This is a genomic window from Pseudomonas sp. GM30, assembly GCF_000282275.2.
GTDB lineage: Bacteria > Pseudomonadota > Gammaproteobacteria > Pseudomonadales > Pseudomonadaceae > Aquipseudomonas.
Genome location: NZ_AKJP02000027.1, coordinates 251229 through 268700 on the forward strand (window position 1 = coordinate 251229; position 17472 = coordinate 268700).

Consider the following 17472-nt stretch of genomic DNA (forward strand, 5'->3'; position numbering starts at 1 on the left):
GACCCTCCAAAGCAAAACCATTAACTCCCAAGGAAACAACTTGGGATGAATGGTTCGACGAAGAGAAAGGCAGCTCAGACTTTATGCTCTTGCGAGAACAAAGCTGATTACGGATTTGTGGTGACGTTTCGCAACCGGCAGCACAAACAAAAACGGCCGCTCGTCATCACTGACAGCGGCCGTTTTGCATTACGCGTTGCGGATCAGTTCAACACCACCGCACCGCGGTTTTCCAGCTTGCGACGGCGTGCCACCAGCAGGCCGGCGGCGACTACCATGAGGCTCAGCAGGCCGGTTGCGAGGATTTCCACGCGGTGGGCTTCCTGGAACAGCATGATGGTCAGGGCCGCGACGATGAAGATGATCACCGCGTAGGTCAGGCCCGGGAACAGCCACATGCTGAAGACGATTTTCTCGCCGCGGGCCATGCGTTGTTTACGCATGCGCAGTTGCGAGAACGCGATCACCAGGTACACCAGCAGTGCAATGGCGCCGGAGCTGGCCAGCAGGAATTCAAACACGGCAGCCGGGGCTACGTAGTTGGCGAAGGTGCAGAGGAACGCCGCGCCGGTCGACAGCATGACTGCCCAGTAAGGCGTGCCGCTTTTGTTGACCCGGGTCGACATGGCCGGTGCATCACCGCGCTTGCCAAGGGAGAACAGCATGCGCGACGAAGTGTACAGCGCCGAGTTCAGGCAGCTGGTGACCGCGACCAGCACCACGATGTCGACGATCATTTTCGCGTTCGGAATGCCCATGCGCTCAAGCACGGTCTGGTAGGAGCCGAGGTTGGCCAGCGTAGGATCGTTCCATGGCACCAGGGCCACAACGATGAAGATCGATACCAGGTAGAACAGGCCGATCCGCCAGATCACCGAGTTGGTTGCCTTGGAAATCTGCTTGCCCGGGTTCTTCGATTCCGCGGCCGCGATGGTCACGATCTCGGTCCCCATGAACGAGAACATGGTAGTCAGGATTGCACCCAACACAGCGCCCATGCCGTTGGGCAGGAAGCCGCCGGAGTCGAACAGGTGCGACACGCCGCTGACCTGGCTGTTCGGCAGGAAGCCGAAGATAGCCGCCAGACCGAGGATGATAAAGCCGATGATCGCCAGCACTTTGATCAGGGCAAACCAGAATTCGAATTCACCGTAGTTTTTTACGCTGAACAGGTTGGTGACCGTCAGCAGCATGGTGATGATCAATGCGAACGCCCAGATCTCGATCCCCGGGAACCAGGCATGGAGGATGGTCGCAGCGGCGTTGGCTTCCAGCGGAATCACCAATACCCAGAACCACCAGTACAACCAGCCGATGGTGAAGCCGGCCCAGTGCCCGATGGCACGGTCGGCGTATGTCGAGAACGAGCCGGTGTCGGGCGAGGCGACAGCCATCTCACCGAGCATGCGCATCACCAGCACCACCAGGGTACCGGCGGCGGCGTAGGCCAACAGTACGGCGGGGCCGGCGGCAGCGATCGCGTGGCCGGAGCCAACGAACAGACCGGCGCCGATAACACCGGCGATCGACAACATGGTCACATGACGCGGTTTGAGCCCCTGTTCGAGGCCATTGGAGCTTGGGGTACTGCTCATCGGAACTACCTTTGCGAGGAAAGCGATTGCGTCCGTCCTGTCTGGTTTTCCTTCTCGTAAAAAGAAACCAACGGGGCGTTCCAGATTCTGCACGCAATAAATGCGCCAAAATGTTTCAAAGTCTTCTGGCCCGCGGCTTTGAACGCGACCGGACAGTCATCGCAAGTCCTTGAGATTAATGGCTATTCGCCAGAGCGTTACCCTGCGACTCACTTTTCAGACGAATCAGCGCACCAGAAACACACTGAAAAAGTGTGGGATGCCCAATAAAAGGGCGAATCGTGTACGTTCAGCCGGATAGCGCTTCCAACACCCCGCCAAAGCTGGCAACATCGCGCCTTTTTTTACGCAACGCCCACGGGTTTTCACGATCAAACACCCGTTCGGTTGTTGATGGGGCGACAGTCTGCTGTGCCGATGCGACAACCTGCCACACGCCATCCGCTTACCGCTCGTAGCGCTGTTGGCTGCCATTGAAACGCTATGCTAGCTTGGCCGCCTCGCCAGGAAGGCCCGCCAACAGCAGGAGCGCAACATATATGAGGAACGCACATGGCTGAGGCCACGCCCGCGCTTGAAATCCGCAACTTGCACAAACGCTACGGACAGCTTGAGGTGCTCAAAGGCATCTCGCTGACCGCCCGCGACGGCGATGTGATCTCGATCCTCGGTTCCTCCGGTTCCGGCAAGTCCACGTTCCTGCGTTGCATCAACCTGTTGGAAAACCCGCACCAGGGTCAGATTCTGGTGGCCGGGGAAGAGCTCAAGCTCAAGCCCGCCAAGAATGGCGAACTGGTTGCCGCTGATGGCAAACAGATCAACCGCCTGCGTTCCGAGATTGGTTTTGTGTTTCAAAACTTTAATCTGTGGCCGCATATGAGCGTGCTCGACAACATCATCGAAGCCCCGCGCCGCGTGCTCGGCCAGAGCAAGGCCGAGGCGATCGAAGTCGCCGAAGCGCTGCTGGCCAAGGTCGGCATCGCCGACAAGCGCCATGCCTACCCGGCGCAACTGTCCGGTGGTCAGCAACAACGCGCGGCGATCGCCCGCACGCTGGCGATGCAACCGAAGGTGATTCTGTTCGACGAGCCCACCTCCGCCCTTGACCCGGAAATGGTTCAGGAAGTACTTAGTGTCATCCGCGCACTGGCCGAAGAAGGCCGCACCATGCTGCTCGTGACCCACGAAATGGGCTTTGCCCGTCAGGTCTCCAGCGAAGTGGTGTTCCTCCACCAGGGGCTGGTGGAAGAGCAAGGATCGCCTCAGCAGGTGTTCGAAAACCCGCTTTCGGCGCGCTGCAAACAATTCATGTCCAGCAACCGCTAACGGAGCAACATGCATGCAGAATTTTAAAAAGGTCTTCCTGGCCGCCGCCGTCACCCTCGCGTTCAGCGCCGGCGCCATGGCCGAGACCCTGAAGATGGGCATCGAGGCGGCTTACCCGCCGTTCAACAACAAAGACGCCAGCGGCAACGTGGTCGGCTTCGACAAAGACATCGGCGACGCCCTGTGCGCCAAGATGAAGGTCGAGTGCAGCGTGGTCACCTCCGACTGGGACGGCATCATCCCGGCGCTGAACGCCAAGAAGTTCGACTTCCTGGTCTCCTCGCTGTCGATCACCGAAGAGCGCAAGGGCGCGGTGGATTTCACTGATCCGTACTACTCGAACAAGCTGCAGTTCATCGCGCCGAAAAACGTCGACTTCAAAACCGACAAGGATTCGCTCAAGGGCAAAACCATCGGTACGCAGCGTGCGACGCTGGCCGGTACCTGGCTGGAGGACACCTATGGTGACGACATCAAGGTCAGCCTTTACGACACCCAGGAAAACGCCTATCTGGACCTGACCTCCGGTCGTGTCGATGCCATCCTCGCCGACAAGTACGCCAACTATGACTGGCTGAAAAGCGACGCCGGCAAGAACTATGAGTTCAAGGGCGACCCTGTCGTGGAAAGCGACAAGATCGGCATTGCTGTGCGCAAAGGCGATCCGCTGCGTGAGAAGCTGAACGCCGCCCTGAAGGAAATCGTCGCCGACGGTACCTACAAGAAGATCAACGACAAGTATTTCCCGTTCAGCATCTATTGATCTGACCTGCGGGACCGGCGCCGTGATCCGACGGCGCCGGTCCCGGCCTTGCCTGCCGCGATTTGAATAGAAATCCATGATTATCGACCTCTACGGATTCGGCCCGGCCCTCGCCGCCGGTGCGCTGATGACCGTCAAACTGGCGCTGACGGCCCTGTGCCTGGGACTGGTGCTCGGTCTGCTCGGCGCCTTGGCCAAGACTTCCCCGTACAAGCCGCTGCAATGGCTTGGCGGTACTTATTCGACCCTGGTGCGTGGCGTCCCGGAATTGCTCTGGGTGCTGTTGATCTACTTCGGTACGGTCAACCTGATGCGCAGCCTCGGTGAGTTCTTCGGCAATCCCGACCTGCAACTCAGCGCCTTCGCTGCCGGCGTGATTGCGCTGGGCCTGTGCTTCGGCGCCTACGCCACGGAAGTGTTTCGCGGCGCGATCCTTGCCATTCCCAAGGGCCATCGTGAAGCCGGTGTGGCGCTGGGCCTGTCGAAATGGCGGATCTTCACCAAACTGATCATGCCGCAGATGTGGCGCATCGCCCTGCCCGGTCTGGGCAACCTGTTCATGATCCTGATGAAGGACACCGCACTGGTCTCCGTGATCGGTCTGGAAGAAATCATGCGTCACGCGCAGATCGGCGTGACCGTCTCGAAACAGCCGTTCACCTTCTATCTGGTGGCGGCGGTCATGTACCTCGGCCTCACCGTGCTGGCGATGACCGGCATGCACTTCCTGGAAAAACGCGCCGCTCGCGGCTTTGCGAGGAGCGCTTCATGAACTGGGAAGTGATCATCAAGTGGCTGCCGAAACTGGCGCAGGGCGCGACCCTGACCCTGGAGCTGGTGGCGATTGCCGTGATTGCCGGCCTGTTGCTGGCGATTCCGCTGGGCATCGCCCGCTCGTCGAAGCTGTGGTACGTGCGCGCCTTGCCCTACGCCTACATCTTCTTTTTCCGTGGCACGCCATTGCTGGTGCAACTGTTCCTCGTCTATTACGGCCTGGCGCAATTCGATGCGGTTCGCAACAGCGCGTTGTGGCCGTACCTGCGCGATCCGTTCTGGTGTACGACTGCGACCATGACCCTGCACACGGCGGCGTACATCGCCGAGATCCTGCGCGGCGCGATCCAGGCGATTCCGCCGGGCGAAATCGAAGCGGCGCGGGCGTTGGGCATGTCCAAACCCAAGGCGATGTTCTACATCATGTTGCCGCGAGCGGCGCGCATCGGTTTGCCGGCCTACAGCAATGAAGTGATCCTGATGCTCAAGGCCAGCGCGCTGGCGAGTACCGTGACCCTGCTGGAACTGACCGGCATGGCCCGCACGATCATTGCCCGCACCTACCTGCCGGTGGAAATCTTCTTCGCCGCCGGCGTGTTCTACCTGCTGATGTCCTACGTGCTGGTGCGCGGCTTCAAGCTGCTGGAGCGCTGGCTGCGCGTCGATGCCTGCCAAGGGCGTTGAAACTTCCCACGTGCTGACGGGCGAGAACCTACTCGCCCGCTTCACTGCGCTGGATGCTTTTCTGATTGAGCATCAGGCGCTGTGGAAACCTCGTCCGTTCACTCATCTTTCGCTTCCATGGGAAATCGTTTACCCCGAATTGGCTTCGTGGCTACGCGGACGATCGCTGGAAGATGCAGAGCGGGCGCATAACCACCCTGCCGACCTTATCGATGCCCCGGAGCCGTTCGCTGCATTGGCGGCGCTGTCGACTGAGCTGAGCGCGGTCGGTGAATTGCCGGGACATACGCTGGAAACCCCAGGCCATCGATTGAACGTCGATGTGCCGGGGCGCAAGTGGCAGCAGATCGAAGCCTTCGCCAGTCGTTTATCTTTCGCCTCGCCGCCGACACATTGGCTGGACTGGTGTTCCGGCAAGGGGCATTTGGGTCGGCGTCTGTTGGGTACGGGACAACAGCTGACTTGTGTCGAATACGATCCGGCGTTGGTCGCCAGCGGTCAGGCCCTGAGTCAGCGGCATCATTTGCACGCCCTGCATGTCGAGCAAGATGTACTGGCGGCAGACGCAGCGAGCGTTATAAGTGCTCAGCACACCCCGGTCGCCCTGCACGCCTGCGGCGACCTGCATGTGCGCTTGATGCAACTGGCGAGCGCGGCCGGATGTCAGCAGATGGCCATCGCCCCGTGCTGTTACAACCGGATCGATCGCAGCGAGTACCAGGCCTTGTCCTCAGCGGGTTTGCGATCCGCCCTACAGCTCTCGCTCGAAGATCTGGCACTGCCAATGAGCGAAACCATCACCGCCGGTGCAAGAGTCCGACGTCAGCGCGACACCTCCATGGCCCGACGCCTGGCTTTCGATTTGCTGCAACGGCAGGTACGTGAAGTAGACGAATACCTGCCCACCCCGTCCCTGCCCAGCGCCTGGCTGGACAAACCTTTCGCCGATTACTGCCGCGATCTGGCTGCATTGAAGGAGTTATCCACAATCGGCACGCCAGATTGGCAGGCACTGGAAGCCGCTGGTTGGCAGCGGTTGGCCGAAGTTCGCAACCTGGAATTACTGCGCGGACTGTTCCGACGACCGCTGGAGCTTTGGCTGAATCTTGATCGAGCCATTTTCCTCGCCGAACGGGGATACGTCGTACGCCTAGGAACCTTCTGCGACCCACTGCTGACGCCGCGTAATTTTCTGCTGCTGACCGAACGCGCTTGAAATCTTTACAGCCTGTGGATAACTCTGTTGATGGTTTTCCACTGGATCCAATATCTACAGCTGTTACGCGGCCGAAACAGCATTGGTCATTTTTTGTTCATATAGATAAAAAACCTGTAAAACAGGCATTTGCGCACAAAATGAGAACGTGTCCACAAAATCCCCCGCAACACTGCCGTAGCGACGATCCGTTGTGCATAAGCTTCCAATCAAAAGGACATAAACGGGCGAATGGGTGCTTGAACGGTGCAGAAACTCTGCCATCACTCTCATGCTGGATTGGCGCCGAGCAGCCCGATTTTGCGGCTTGAAACCCGGCGACACAGCCCACGTCACGCCCGATCCAGCGCCTGCGTAAAAATAGTCTGAATTCAGGGGTTTACAGAACCAACCCAATCGCTATAATCGTCGCCCACACGCCGGTATAGCTCAGTTGGTAGAGCAACTGACTTGTAATCAGTAGGTCCCGGGTTCGACTCCTGGTGCCGGCACCATACAAAACAAAGCCCCTGCAGAAATGCAGGGGCTTTGTTGTTTCTGGTACGTCCACATTACGTCCACACTGCCTCAAGCCTGTGAAGCCCCAAATCGTCATTGATCTGGATGGCTGGTCACCGAGGGACGTGCTTCTGCCGGTGCGAGGCGCGGCACCTCGGTTACACGTGCAGCTTTACCGGCCTTCATCTGACGTACAGATTCCAGCAAGTCCTTCCGGAATTGTTCCAATTCATTGAGCATCAATGAGTTTTCATTCGGTTGCTTAAGGCCGGCTACGAACAGGCTCGTCGAATAAGGTTGCGCTTCAAACCTGACTGATCTCAAACACATACGAAATCCTGCGCTGACTCGCACTCCACACATACCGCAAATGCTTGCCCTGCTTCGGAATCGACACCGCCGGCGGCCGAAATGCGGCGACGCATTCATGGCCCGACAGACGCACGCTGTTGTAGAGCATCCCCCACGATTCCGACTCGCGCAGTTGTCGGGCGAACACCTGGGATGGGCCATAGGCGTCTGGATCGGGTTGATGCAAATCTGGAAAGTCGTGACGAACATCATGCAGCGGCTTAACCACGCGATTAACGTAAGTACGCATGGTCAACTCAAGATCCGCCTCGTTGGTGGCCGCGAGGAAACGCTCCTGGTGATAGCAGGTTTCGGCGATGGCCGCGGCCTGGCTGCTGGCGGCGTAGTAGACGCCGAAGGTGCCATCGGTGAAGCGGCTGCTTTTGCCGATGTGGGTAAATGCCGCCATCACCGGGGTTGAACCGGGGCCGGAGAGCCGGTCTTCGGGGCGCACGCGGGCGAGGACGCCGGCCTGTTCGATCAGGCGATCGTTGGTCAGTGCTTCCAGCGCGTAGGCGATTTCCAGGTCTTCGGGGTCGAGCACGTCTTCGAACAGCGCAATCGGCGGGAAGCTGCTGTTGACGATCCGGTAGGCCTTCGGCCATTGCGGCTCAGCCAGCGGCGGGGCCTTCAACCGCGCACCCCGTCGAGGTAGCGGCGCACGTCGGCGATGTCGACCACCCTCCCCGCCAGCATGTAATCCAGCGCCGTTCGACCATTGAATGGCGCAGCCGTGTTGGGGCTGCTGACCCACGTATAAGCGCGCTCGCGGCTGTTGCTGAAGATGATGCTCAAGGCCTTGTGAATACCCATCAGATATGAGATTCGCTCTAGCGTGTCGTGTGGCAGGCGAATGTTCGGCGGCAGGTGTTTGTACTTGTAGAACGTGGTGTTGCCGACGCCACCCAACAGCGTGCGCTGCTGCTCGGCGTTGCAACCCCAGCGCTCCATGAGGTTGAAGAAGAACTTCAGCGCGACGCGCCCGGCTTCGGGGACGTCGAGTTGTTCACGCGGGGTGAGGGCTGGGGATGAGGTAGGCATAGACGCCTCCTGATTTTTTGTCTTAACTGAAGACTAGTACATAACTGTATTTTTTTAGAGTTTTTATACACAAACGAACAATCGTAACGACCAAGAGCACAGAAGCCGGAGTTAAGCCCGCTTATGTATTTCTGCGCTATTTGAACAATTCTGAATGACTCCCTAGATCCACAAATGTGATCAGGTCTGGGCGCGTGTTCTCGTAAATCATCAGAAAATCGCCACCGATATGACACTCGCGGAATCCAGACCAATCTCCAGTCAGCGCATGATCCAGATATTCTGCCGGTAATTGCTGCCCCAAGAACAACATCGCCATCACCTTCCGGACGTCGTTCATGTCTCGCTTTCCGGCGCGGTTATAACGATCCCAAGACTTCTTGAATTCAGAAGTCTGCGCACACTGTTTAGGCCGATCAGCGCGTTTTTGTGTTTTCTCCGGTCTCGCCATCAGCAGTCCTCAGCATGTCGTCTATCGAGTCGAAACGCTGACGGATTTCTCGTGCTTCCATCATTGCGCGGGCCGTTTTCTCTGATGGAACTCGTACCTCGAAGGGAAGCCCCTGAGTGGCAACAACCTGTCGCAGAAAAAGTCGCATGGCGTCGCTAATGCTCAGCCCGCAAGCGTTCAAGACTTCAGTGGCACGCGCTTTCAAATCCTCATCAATTCGGCAGCGCACATCGGTAGTTTTCAGTAGTGCAGCCATTTCAATTACCTCATCGTGATTTTGTAGCTACATAAGCGCTACCTCTGCATTGTGGTCGGAGGGATCTTCGTCGGTCAACGCGAAGTTGATAGGTGGTTCTCTACCGCCATGACTCGCATGCCAGGCAGCCATTTCAACTCCTTTTACAAGGTAGGGCTATCAGCTGAATCGTTACTTTGCCTGAGACCTATCTGCGCATAACGAAGGCATAAACCCCGGAAGATGTAAGCTGTTTCTCTTCGAAAAAAATTGCCCCACGCATCAAAACCACGCACTTTTCTTGACCCCAATCACCCCCGCGTCATCAAAAATCCCGATCCTGTGTCAGCTTCCAGCCATCGGCGGGGACATCAATTCGCTACTAAACCCGCGACAACTATGCTCAGGTGCTGGAATATAGCCGGCATATGACGCCGGATCGGCCGTCTCGTAAACAACAATACCCAGCCCACTTCAGAGGGCATTACCCATGGATAGCAGAACCTTACGCAACCTCATGCGCATCGTGCAGACCGGCTCGTTGTCGGCCGCAGCCGAGCATTCGTGCCTGACTGTGCAGGCCCTGGCCGCGCAGTTAAACAAGGTCGAAGAGCAGTTCGGTTTCCGCTTGTTTCGACGTTCCAACAAAGGGCTGACGCTGACGCCGCAAGGCACGGAGCTGACGCCCTACATGGACAAAGTGCTGATTGCCACGCGACAGATGGAAGAAAAGGTCGAGGCGCTCAAGGTGCCGGGCCAGCGCACATTGAAGGTTGCGTTGAACAACACGTTGTCGTCTGACTTCAACCGGCGAATGATCGGACGCCTGATCGAGGTGTTTCCCGATTACCAGATGGAATTCAGCTACGCCGAGTCGATGGAGAACCTCAGCAAGCTGAAGAATGAAGACTTTGATCTTGCGGTGTTGATCGGCCCGCAGCGGCCGGGTCTGCCGAGCATTGTTTTGCCGGATGTGCAGGTGCAGGTGGTCGGTGCCCATTGCGGGCAGGAAAACGATCCACTGACGTTGCTGGGCAACAAGTTTCAGGTGCGTCCTGCAGAAGATTGTCCGTATTCCCACAGTTTCTTGCGTTTTCTCGACGCCGGACTGGGCAATCACGAGAACGGTCAACGCATGGTCTATTCCTGCAGCGAAACCCTGACCCTGTCGCTGATCACGCAGATGGACGCGGTGGGCATGGTTTCTCGTGAGGCCGCGCAAAAGAACGGCCTGACTATTTTCCCCGGATTCGAGGATTTCCTCGAAGTGCGTCTGGCGGTGAATAACCCGAACCTGTCGGGCCAAGCCTTGAACGACGTGGTCGATCTGCCGCTACATGAACGAGCCGAGCGCAATGTACGCAGCCGTCCCAACCGCCACACTGAGAAAGAGGTTTTTGCTGAAATACGCACATAGCAACGTCGGAATGGCTGCATAAAATTCCGGGCGATCGAGCTGCAGGTGCTGATCCTTGATCAACAAGGGTGTCAGGCTGATCGCAGCGACGATCGCCACCGGCAGGTACTCCAGCGCCCGCGCAACGAACGGCGGCCAGTGCTCGGTGTTGACCTGCAGTGGCAGCGCGCGTGGCAGGAAGGTCACGGCCATCATCAGCGCGACCACCAGGATCAGGAACGTCTGGTCAGGCATACACCCACTCCGCAGCCCACAAACGTGGCGATGAATACATTGAATGGCGAAGTGCCGACCAGGCTCAGCGCGCCCATGCAGGCCACGGCTGCCGCAGCGGCGATGAGTTTGTTGCGGGTGTTGCACAGCGACACCAGCACGTAGAGCATCATCGCGGTCAGTGCGTAGTCGAGCTGATATTTGATCAGGTGCGACGCATATTGCGCGCAGACAGCGCCCAACAATCCGCCCAGCACCCAAGAGGTGTGGCAGAACAGGTTGAAGCCGATCAGGTAACGAATGTTGACCGGCGCGCCGGTGCCCAGTTTGACGCTGTGAAACGCGAAGGACTCGTCGGTCAGGCCACCGGCGTAGGCCCAGCGCTCCATGCGGCTGAGCCCCAGTGCGCGCAGGGCCTTGGCCATGTACACCGACATCAGCATGTGCCGCGCATTGATCAGGAAGGTGGTCAGCACGATGGTGGTCAGCGACGCACCGCTGGAGATCAGCGCCAGCGCGGCAAATTGCGAAGCGCCGGCGTAAACGAACAGACACATCGCCACCGGCAGCCACATCGGCAGCCCGGCGTTGACCGCCATCAGCCCGAACACGAACGACACCGTGAAGTAACCGGCCACCACCGGGCTGGCTTCGGCAAACGTGCGCGATGGCTGATGAGCAGCCATCAGCGGCGCACTGCCGGACGTTTCATTCATAGATCCCTCTCAAATGTCCGCTCGCCGTGGGGTTCGCAAAAACCCTGGGCAGTCCAGAATCGCTTGCCCGCGAGGTTAGCATCGTCGACGAACAGAAACATCCGTAATACACCGACCCGTTTCATGTCGGATGACGCCGCTTCCACCAACCGCTGGCCGACGCCCTGACTGCGATAGCGTGGGCTGACCGCCAAGTGGTTGATGGTGCCGCGACTACCGAGCATGCCGCCAAGCACCGCACCGACGATCTCGCCTTCGACGTCGAAGGCCAGATAGGCCGTGGTGGTCTTCTGGATCAATACACCGCGCAAGCATTTGGCGTCCTGCCACTCACAGAACGACACTTCGTCGAACTGGCGGAAGAAACGCTCCATGCGCTGCGCGTCCTTGGCGGTGGCGCGTCGCAGCACCACCGGCGTCGAGCACTCGACGCCATCGATTGGGGTGATCTGATTAGCGAACAATGTCGAAAGCGGTCCCGGGCCGCGAGAAGGAAATCGCCAGAATCTGCCGGTACGCCATCGCATGAGTGTGCGTATTGCGGGCCGGGGTCACGTAGTGGCGCATATCACGATCAAGGAAGTAGGTGGTGTCGAGAATTTCCTGGTAGGTGGTCGACGCCAGTTGATGCTCGTGGATGTCGTAAAGACGACTCTCCGCGCCCTCGACATTGTTGCGCCCCCAGAAGTGCACACCGCTGAACGGATAGCCGTCGCAGTGAATCCCTTCCGGGGTGATTTCCAGTTGCTTGCCGGGTTTGATCTCGATGCGGATCTGATGAATTTGGCACTGCCAGATTTCATCGTGCAGTTCTTCCGGCAGCACGCTTTTGTACACTTCAAAATCGGTGTCGATCAGGCTGCGCATCACCGGCGAAGTAATCACTTCATCGGAGAAGTCCTGAAAGTGCCGCACAACACCGCCCACGTAGGCGTTGTTCTCTTTCGACTGCACGTACGCGCGATGCTCGAGTTGCTTCAATTCACGGGTTTTCGGGTTGTACTCAAAGTCGCTGTAACGACGGTAACGCATGCCGGCTTCGGCCTGACCGTAGTAACTGTCTGGCTCCATGTTTTCCCAACTTTTGGTCAGTCTGACGAAGTCGGCAAAATGACCGTAGAGATTGAAGTCACCACCCTGGACGTTGACATATTTGTCGCGCCGTAGCGATTCGCCCACTTCTCTGTTCAAAACGATCATTACCAAATTCTCCGCTGCGTTGAGCGGCCTAATCTATTAGGTGGAGAATTTGCGTCCATGAGAAAGAATTTCAGGCATTTAAAGCCCTGTTTGAAACGGTACTTGAAGACGCTTTAAAACAACTTTTACATGACAAAAACACGGGTTTTTTACGGTTTTTGCAGAAAAGACCTCGAAAAAAAACCCCGAGATCAGTCGGGGTTTTCTCATGTTTCTTACACCGGATCGTGCATCAGAAGATGTTGATCGGGTAGTCCACGAATACCCGCAGCTCGTTGCCGCCGACGTTGTACTCGCTGGATTTCTGCGACACACGCAGGATCGAGCTGCGCAATTTCACGCTCAGATCTTTAGCCGGACCGCTTTGTACGACGTACTTGACCTGGTTGAAGATCTCGCGCTCGGTGCCGCCTTCGCTGGTGGATGTGGTGATGTTGTCGCCACGCACATAAGCGAAGTTGTAGCTCAGACCCGGTACGCCAAACGCGCCGAAGTCCAGGCCGTAGCCCAACTGCCAGCTGCGCTCGTCTTCAGCGTTGAAGTCCGACCAGTAGGAGTTGGCCAGGTAGATAGTGTTGCCACCGTCACCGACACGACCTTGCTCTTTCTGATAGCCGCCGTAGGCGTAGCCCAGGTTGCTGTCGCCAGTGGAGCGCTGGTGTGCCACGGTGAAGGAGTGAGGGCCGGTGGCGAACGTCGCTGCCAGGCTCCAGATCTTGTTGTCATCGCCGGTAGCGCCACTTTCACGGACGTAAGAGTCGTCCAGCTTGGTGCGATAGCCATTGAAGTCCAGGGTCAGGGACTGATCCTTGTCGATCGGGAACACGTAGTTGGCGTTCACGTATTGCTTCTTCAGCACGTCCTCGACGTCGGAAGCGTACAGCGCCGCCTTGAATTGTTCGGTGAACTGGTAGCTACCGCCCAACACGTTGATTGCCTTCAGACCACCGCTGTCACGGCCTTCAGCGCTTTTGCGCGATTCGGCAGTGAAACGACCGGCGTCCAGTTGCAGGCCTTTGATCTCTTTGGAGGTGATCAAGGTACCTGTGTAGCTTTCCGGCAGCAGACGCGAATTGTCGTAGTTCAGCACCGGCAGCGCCGGCATCTGGTCACCGTAGGTCAGCACGGTGTTGGACAGACGGAATTTGACCGCAGCGCCGCCCTTGGACAGGTCGTTGGCAGGTTTGCCGCTGTCGCCACGTTTGAAGAAGTCGATACCGCCAGCACCGCTGCGATCTTCGCTGCGCTCCAGGTTCAGGGCGTACAGGCCGAAAGCATCAACACCCACACCGATGGTGCCTTGGGTAAAGCCGGACGAGAACGTACCGATGGCCGCCTGGCCCCACTCGGATTTGTCTGCGTTGCCGTCTTTGTAATCACGATTGATGTAGGCATTGCGCAGCAGCACTTTCAGACTGCTGTCTTCTACAAAACCCTTGGACTCGGCCTGGCCGTCAGCCATGGCCTGTGTGGCACTCAACATCCCCAGTGCGATCAGACTGATTCGCTTGTTCAACATTTTGTTTTCCTTATTACGGGTTGAAACGCGCTGTGTCGAACGGCTGAAACGGCGCTATTGCACTCTTTTTTCACCCCGAAACAAAAAGACCCGCCCACGGTAAAACCGTGTCGGGCCCTTTTATTATTTTGAGTCATGGCGGTTGGCCACAGGCGTTGGGCCGAATCGTAGCCGCGCCTTCAATAATGTGTCAATTTCAAGAATCGTCTTTAAATAGGTAAAAATCGTCTAAGAATCGTAAATTTTGCGATAGCGCATTGCTCGGAAATGCGCTCAGCCAGTGAATCCAGTGCGATTACGCGCAGCCGTCGAGACTGCATTGCGCGGCGGATTGCCCTGGCTCAACCGCGACCACCGCTTGTCCCAACCAGCCGGCGAAAGCCTGCGGTTTGCCAAGCCATGGGCTGATGTCGATCAAGGTGAATTGCCCGTCCTGCTCCAGCGCCAATGTCGGAAACCCCTGGCCGCCCAGTTGCGCCAAGAGTGCGCGGCTGGCTTTTATATGCGCTGTCGTATCAACGGATTTAAACGCAGCCGCAAAGGTGTCCTCGGCGTAGCCCAACTCACTGGCAAGTTCGAACAGTACGGATTCATCGGCAATCCGCCGTCCTTCCATGTAATGCGCGGTCTGCAAACGCCCGAGCATCTGCAGGCCACGACCGTCGATGGCCGCTGCCGCCAGCACCGCTGCGATCGGCGGCGTCGAATCGAAAACCGCCGATTGATCACGCAGCAGACCTTCGAAATACGTCTCGCCAAATGGCTGCCCGGTGTATTCGGCGATGCGCCGGTCGTGGGGCATGACGTAATCACGCAGTTGCGGCGAAACGCGCTGACGATTCGCGCCGCTCATCATTCCGCCCCCATGCGCCGCGACCGGCAGCACTTGCTGCGCCGCTTGCACCAACGGTTTGGCGCCGTAGCACCAGCCGCACAATGGATCGTAAATGTAGTGAAGGATCATGGGATGACTCCGGCAGGCAATCAGGAAAAATCGATGGCGGCAGACTATGCCTACGCGTGTTGGGGAAAAACGCCGGAATGGCTTTCAGACTGTTCCGAGAATCGGTCGAATGGATTACCTGATCAGGTTGTATCAAAATCGACATAAATTGAAACAATCTGACAGGGGAACTTCTCAGGAATAAATAACGGCAGCAAATGCAAAGCATTACCATTCGCGCGTTTGAATTTCCCTACTCTTTCGGATGTGCTTTTCCATGCCTGCCCCGTTCCGCCTCACGCCCGTCACCCTTGGATTGTCTGCCGTTCTGTCCAGCGGTTTTGCTTATTCCGCCACTGAACTGCCCGCCACGGCGATCAGCGCCGAAGAACAAGCCGAGGACCCGCGCGTCAAGATCAGCACCACTGCGACTCGCACCTCGACCCCGGTGCGTTATGTGCCGCAGGCCATCGACTCGATCAAGACCTCGAACGTCGCCGACTACGGCACCAATGACATCGGTGACGCCCTGAGCGGGATTCCCAACGTCAGCAGCAGCGCCGACACCCGCTTCGACAGTCTGCGCATCCGCGGCTTCGACGCCAGCAACGACTTCTATCTGGACGGCATTCGCGACGACAGCCAGTACAAGCGCGACCTGCACAACATCGAGCGGGTCGAAGTGCTCAAAGGTCCGGCAGCCGTACTTTATGGCCGAGGCAGCCAGGGCGGGATCGTCAACCGCGTGAGCAAGCTGCCCGAGTTCGGCCGTCGCTCGACCATCGAGGCCCAGGGCGGTAGCGAAGACCTGCGCAGCCTGTACGCCGACCTCAGCACCGACCCCAGCGAAAACCTCAGCCTGCGCCTGAACATGGGCAACATGGATGAAAACAGCTTTCGCGACGGCGTCAGCGGCAACCGGCAGTTGTTCGCGCCGTCGATGAGCTGGCAGCTGACTCCGGACCTGAACTGGCTGGTGCAATACGAATACAGTCGCTACAACCGCACGCCGGATCGCGGCATTCCGGGGGTGAATGGCCGTCCCGCAGACGTAGGTCGTGACACCACCTACGGCAACGATCACGATTTCATCGACGACAAGGCGCAATCCCTGCGCTCGAAATTCACCTACGAGATCAACGACGCCTGGCAACTGCGCCAGACCCTCGGCGTGTTCAAGCTCGACAGCGATTTCGACAACACCTATCTGACCGGCTTCGACCCGAAAACCAACAAGGTCGCGCGCCAGCACTGGCAGCAGGATCTGACCACCCGCAACGTCTACAACAACCTCGAACTGGAAGGCGGTTTCGATACCTTTGGCCTTGAGCATCGCCTGCTGACCGGCGTCGAGATCGGCAGCCAGCGCCGCGATCCGAAGTTGTACAACGCCGCCACCGGCAAGACGCCCGGCGCACAACCGGTGCCATCGCTCGATCTGTTCAACCCCAACCGCGAGCTGCGCCACACCGGCAGCATGCAAACGTTCAGCGACAGCCACACCGAAGTCGAAAGCCGCGCGGTCTACGTCCAGGATCAACTGCGCCTGAACGATCAATGGCAACTGCTGGCCGGCCTGCGCTACGACACGTTCGATATCGAGTCGACCAACAAACTCAAGAACATCACCGAAGACCGCGACAGCCACAGCACCAGTCCGCGTTTCGGGATTGTCTGGACGCCGCTGCACAACCATTCGTTCTACGCCTCCTGGTCGAAGACTTTCTCGCCGGTGGGCGGCGGCCTGATCGGCATCACTCCGGGCGCTGCCGGCAACACCAACGACTTGAGTCCGGAGCTGACCAAACAGAAAGAAGTCGGCGTGAAGAGCGACTGGCTCGATGATCGCCTGAGCACCACGCTGGCGGTCTACGACCTGGAACTCTACAACCGCCGCACCAGCGATCCGAACGATCCGACCCTGACCGTCATGACCGGTTTGCAGCGCTCGCGCGGCATCGAGCTGACCGCCACCGGCAAACTCGTTGGCAACTGGTACATGCGCGGTGGCGTCGGCGTGCAGGACACCACCATCGAGAAGGACAACAACGGTCTGGAAGGCAAACGCGTCAACAACGTGGCCAAACACAACGGCAGCCTGTTCCTGACCTGGAAACCGGAGATGGGCTGGTACGGCGAAACCGGCCTGACCCTGGTCGGTCAGCGTTATGCCGACAATGCCAATACCACCGTGCTGCCGGGTTATGGCCGCTGGGATGCGCTGCTCGGCTACCGCTTCAAGGACTGGGACTTGCGCGCGGCACTGAACAACATCACCGACCGCGAGTATTACGCCTCGGCCACCAGCCAATATCAGATCCAGCCAGGCGCACCGCGCAGCGTGGTGATGACCGGTACCTATTCTTTCTGACTCAACCCAATACCTGTAGGAGTGAGCCTGCTCGCGATGACTATTTAACATTCAACAGATTCGTTGGCTGTTACTCCGCCATCGCGAGCAGGCTCACTCCTACAGTGGTTTTGTTTCGTGCATAAAAAGCGCCGCCATCCCGGCAGCGCTTTCAGCAAT

Annotated in this window: 18 protein-coding genes, 1 tRNA gene and 1 pseudogene; 8 read left to right on the forward strand and 12 right to left on the reverse strand. The window is 58.2% G+C overall.

Annotated elements, in window-relative coordinates; genetic code table 11:
• Window positions 1–203 precede the first annotated feature (203 nt).
• Entirely contained in the window at window positions 204–1595 is a 1392-nt protein-coding gene (gene gabP, locus PMI25_RS18965) for a GABA permease (RefSeq protein ID WP_007961696.1), read from the reverse strand.
• Window positions 1596–2147: 552 nt separating this feature from the next.
• On the opposite strand from gabP, the gene PMI25_RS18970 reads away from it, so the two are divergent.
• The 6 genes from PMI25_RS18970 to PMI25_RS18995 all read left to right on the forward strand — a co-directional run bounded on the left by PMI25_RS18970 (window position 2148) and on the right by PMI25_RS18995 (window position 6852).
• A complete protein-coding gene (locus PMI25_RS18970; RefSeq protein ID WP_007961695.1) occupies window positions 2148–2921 on the forward strand; it encodes an ABC transporter ATP-binding protein in 774 nt (257 codons plus the stop codon).
• A 13-nt stretch (window positions 2922–2934) separates the two neighbouring features.
• Window positions 2935–3684: an ABC transporter substrate-binding protein gene (locus PMI25_RS18975; RefSeq protein WP_007961694.1), complete on the forward strand. Its 750-nt coding sequence runs from the start codon at window positions 2935–2937 to the stop codon at window positions 3682–3684.
• A gap of 76 nt (window positions 3685–3760) precedes the next feature.
• Window positions 3761–4456 carry an ABC transporter permease gene (locus PMI25_RS18980; protein ID WP_007961693.1) on the forward strand — a complete coding sequence of 232 codons (696 nt, stop codon included), beginning with the start codon at window positions 3761–3763 and terminating at the stop codon, window positions 4454–4456.
• Window positions 4453–5142: an ABC transporter permease gene (locus PMI25_RS18985; RefSeq protein WP_007961692.1), complete on the forward strand. Its 690-nt coding sequence runs from the start codon at window positions 4453–4455 to the stop codon at window positions 5140–5142. The genes PMI25_RS18980 and PMI25_RS18985 overlap by 4 nt, the downstream gene beginning before the upstream one ends.
• Window positions 5123–6358 (forward strand): methyltransferase, encoded by a 1236-nt coding sequence (locus PMI25_RS18990; protein WP_007961691.1) that lies wholly within the window; start codon window positions 5123–5125, stop codon window positions 6356–6358. Before PMI25_RS18985 ends, PMI25_RS18990 begins: the two co-directional genes overlap by 20 nt.
• A 418-nt stretch (window positions 6359–6776) precedes the next feature.
• A tRNA-Thr gene (locus tag PMI25_RS18995) sits at window positions 6777–6852 on the forward strand.
• 118 nt (window positions 6853–6970) lie between these two features.
• Here PMI25_RS18995 and PMI25_RS19000 read toward each other — a convergent pair.
• The 5 genes and pseudogenes from PMI25_RS19000 to PMI25_RS19020 form a co-directional block, all read right to left on the reverse strand.
• A pseudogene (locus PMI25_RS19000) lies at window positions 6971–7096 on the reverse strand (helix-turn-helix domain-containing protein); the annotation flags it as partial.
• A 64-nt stretch (window positions 7097–7160) separates the two neighbouring features.
• Window positions 7161–7841 (reverse strand): RES family NAD+ phosphorylase, encoded by a 681-nt coding sequence (locus tag PMI25_RS19005; RefSeq protein ID WP_007961689.1) that lies wholly within the window; start codon window positions 7839–7841, stop codon window positions 7161–7163.
• Complete coding sequence (locus PMI25_RS19010; RefSeq protein WP_007961687.1) at window positions 7838–8248, reverse strand: MbcA/ParS/Xre antitoxin family protein; 411 nt, start codon at window positions 8246–8248, stop codon at window positions 7838–7840. The genes PMI25_RS19005 and PMI25_RS19010 overlap by 4 nt, the downstream gene beginning before the upstream one ends.
• A gap of 136 nt (window positions 8249–8384) precedes the next feature.
• Window positions 8385–8699, reverse strand: coding sequence for a type II toxin-antitoxin system YafQ family toxin (locus tag PMI25_RS19015; protein ID WP_007961686.1), 315 nt, complete (start codon window positions 8697–8699; stop codon window positions 8385–8387).
• On the reverse strand, window positions 8665–8955 hold the full coding sequence (locus PMI25_RS19020; RefSeq protein WP_003220704.1) for a type II toxin-antitoxin system RelB/DinJ family antitoxin: 291 nt from the start codon (window positions 8953–8955) through the stop codon (window positions 8665–8667). The genes PMI25_RS19015 and PMI25_RS19020 overlap by 35 nt, the downstream gene beginning before the upstream one ends.
• A gap of 469 nt (window positions 8956–9424) precedes the next feature.
• On the opposite strand from PMI25_RS19020, the gene PMI25_RS19025 reads away from it, so the two are divergent.
• The gene (locus PMI25_RS19025) at window positions 9425–10351 is read left to right on the forward strand and encodes a LysR family transcriptional regulator (protein ID WP_007961685.1); all 927 of its coding nucleotides are present in this window, start codon (window positions 9425–9427) and stop codon (window positions 10349–10351) included.
• Here the strand turns inward: PMI25_RS19025 and PMI25_RS28215 are convergent.
• The 6 genes from PMI25_RS28215 to PMI25_RS19050 form a co-directional block, all read right to left on the reverse strand.
• Entirely contained in the window at window positions 10268–10585 is a 318-nt protein-coding gene (locus PMI25_RS28215) for an AzlD domain-containing protein (protein ID WP_003220702.1), read from the reverse strand. The genes PMI25_RS19025 and PMI25_RS28215 overlap by 84 nt on opposite strands.
• Window positions 10564–11280 carry an AzlC family ABC transporter permease gene (locus tag PMI25_RS19030; RefSeq protein WP_024164477.1) on the reverse strand — a complete coding sequence of 239 codons (717 nt, stop codon included), beginning with the start codon at window positions 11278–11280 and terminating at the stop codon, window positions 10564–10566. Before PMI25_RS19030 ends, PMI25_RS28215 begins: the two co-directional genes overlap by 22 nt.
• On the reverse strand, window positions 11277–11654 hold the full coding sequence (locus tag PMI25_RS19035) for a GNAT family N-acetyltransferase (protein ID WP_003220700.1): 378 nt from the start codon (window positions 11652–11654) through the stop codon (window positions 11277–11279). The genes PMI25_RS19030 and PMI25_RS19035 overlap by 4 nt, the downstream gene beginning before the upstream one ends.
• A gap of 79 nt (window positions 11655–11733) precedes the next feature.
• Window positions 11734–12480: a 2OG-Fe dioxygenase family protein gene (locus PMI25_RS19040; RefSeq protein ID WP_007961854.1), complete on the reverse strand. Its 747-nt coding sequence runs from the start codon at window positions 12478–12480 to the stop codon at window positions 11734–11736.
• Between the two features lie 232 nt (window positions 12481–12712).
• On the reverse strand, window positions 12713–13999 hold the full coding sequence (locus PMI25_RS19045; RefSeq protein WP_007961853.1) for an OprD family porin: 1287 nt from the start codon (window positions 13997–13999) through the stop codon (window positions 12713–12715).
• Window positions 14000–14294: 295 nt separating this feature from the next.
• Window positions 14295–14963 (reverse strand): DsbA family protein, encoded by a 669-nt coding sequence (locus tag PMI25_RS19050; protein WP_007961851.1) that lies wholly within the window; start codon window positions 14961–14963, stop codon window positions 14295–14297.
• Window positions 14964–15219: 256 nt separating this feature from the next.
• On the opposite strand from PMI25_RS19050, the gene PMI25_RS19055 reads away from it, so the two are divergent.
• Window positions 15220–17313: a TonB-dependent receptor gene (locus tag PMI25_RS19055; protein ID WP_007961850.1), complete on the forward strand. Its 2094-nt coding sequence runs from the start codon at window positions 15220–15222 to the stop codon at window positions 17311–17313.
• Window positions 17314–17472: the final 159 nt, after the last annotated feature.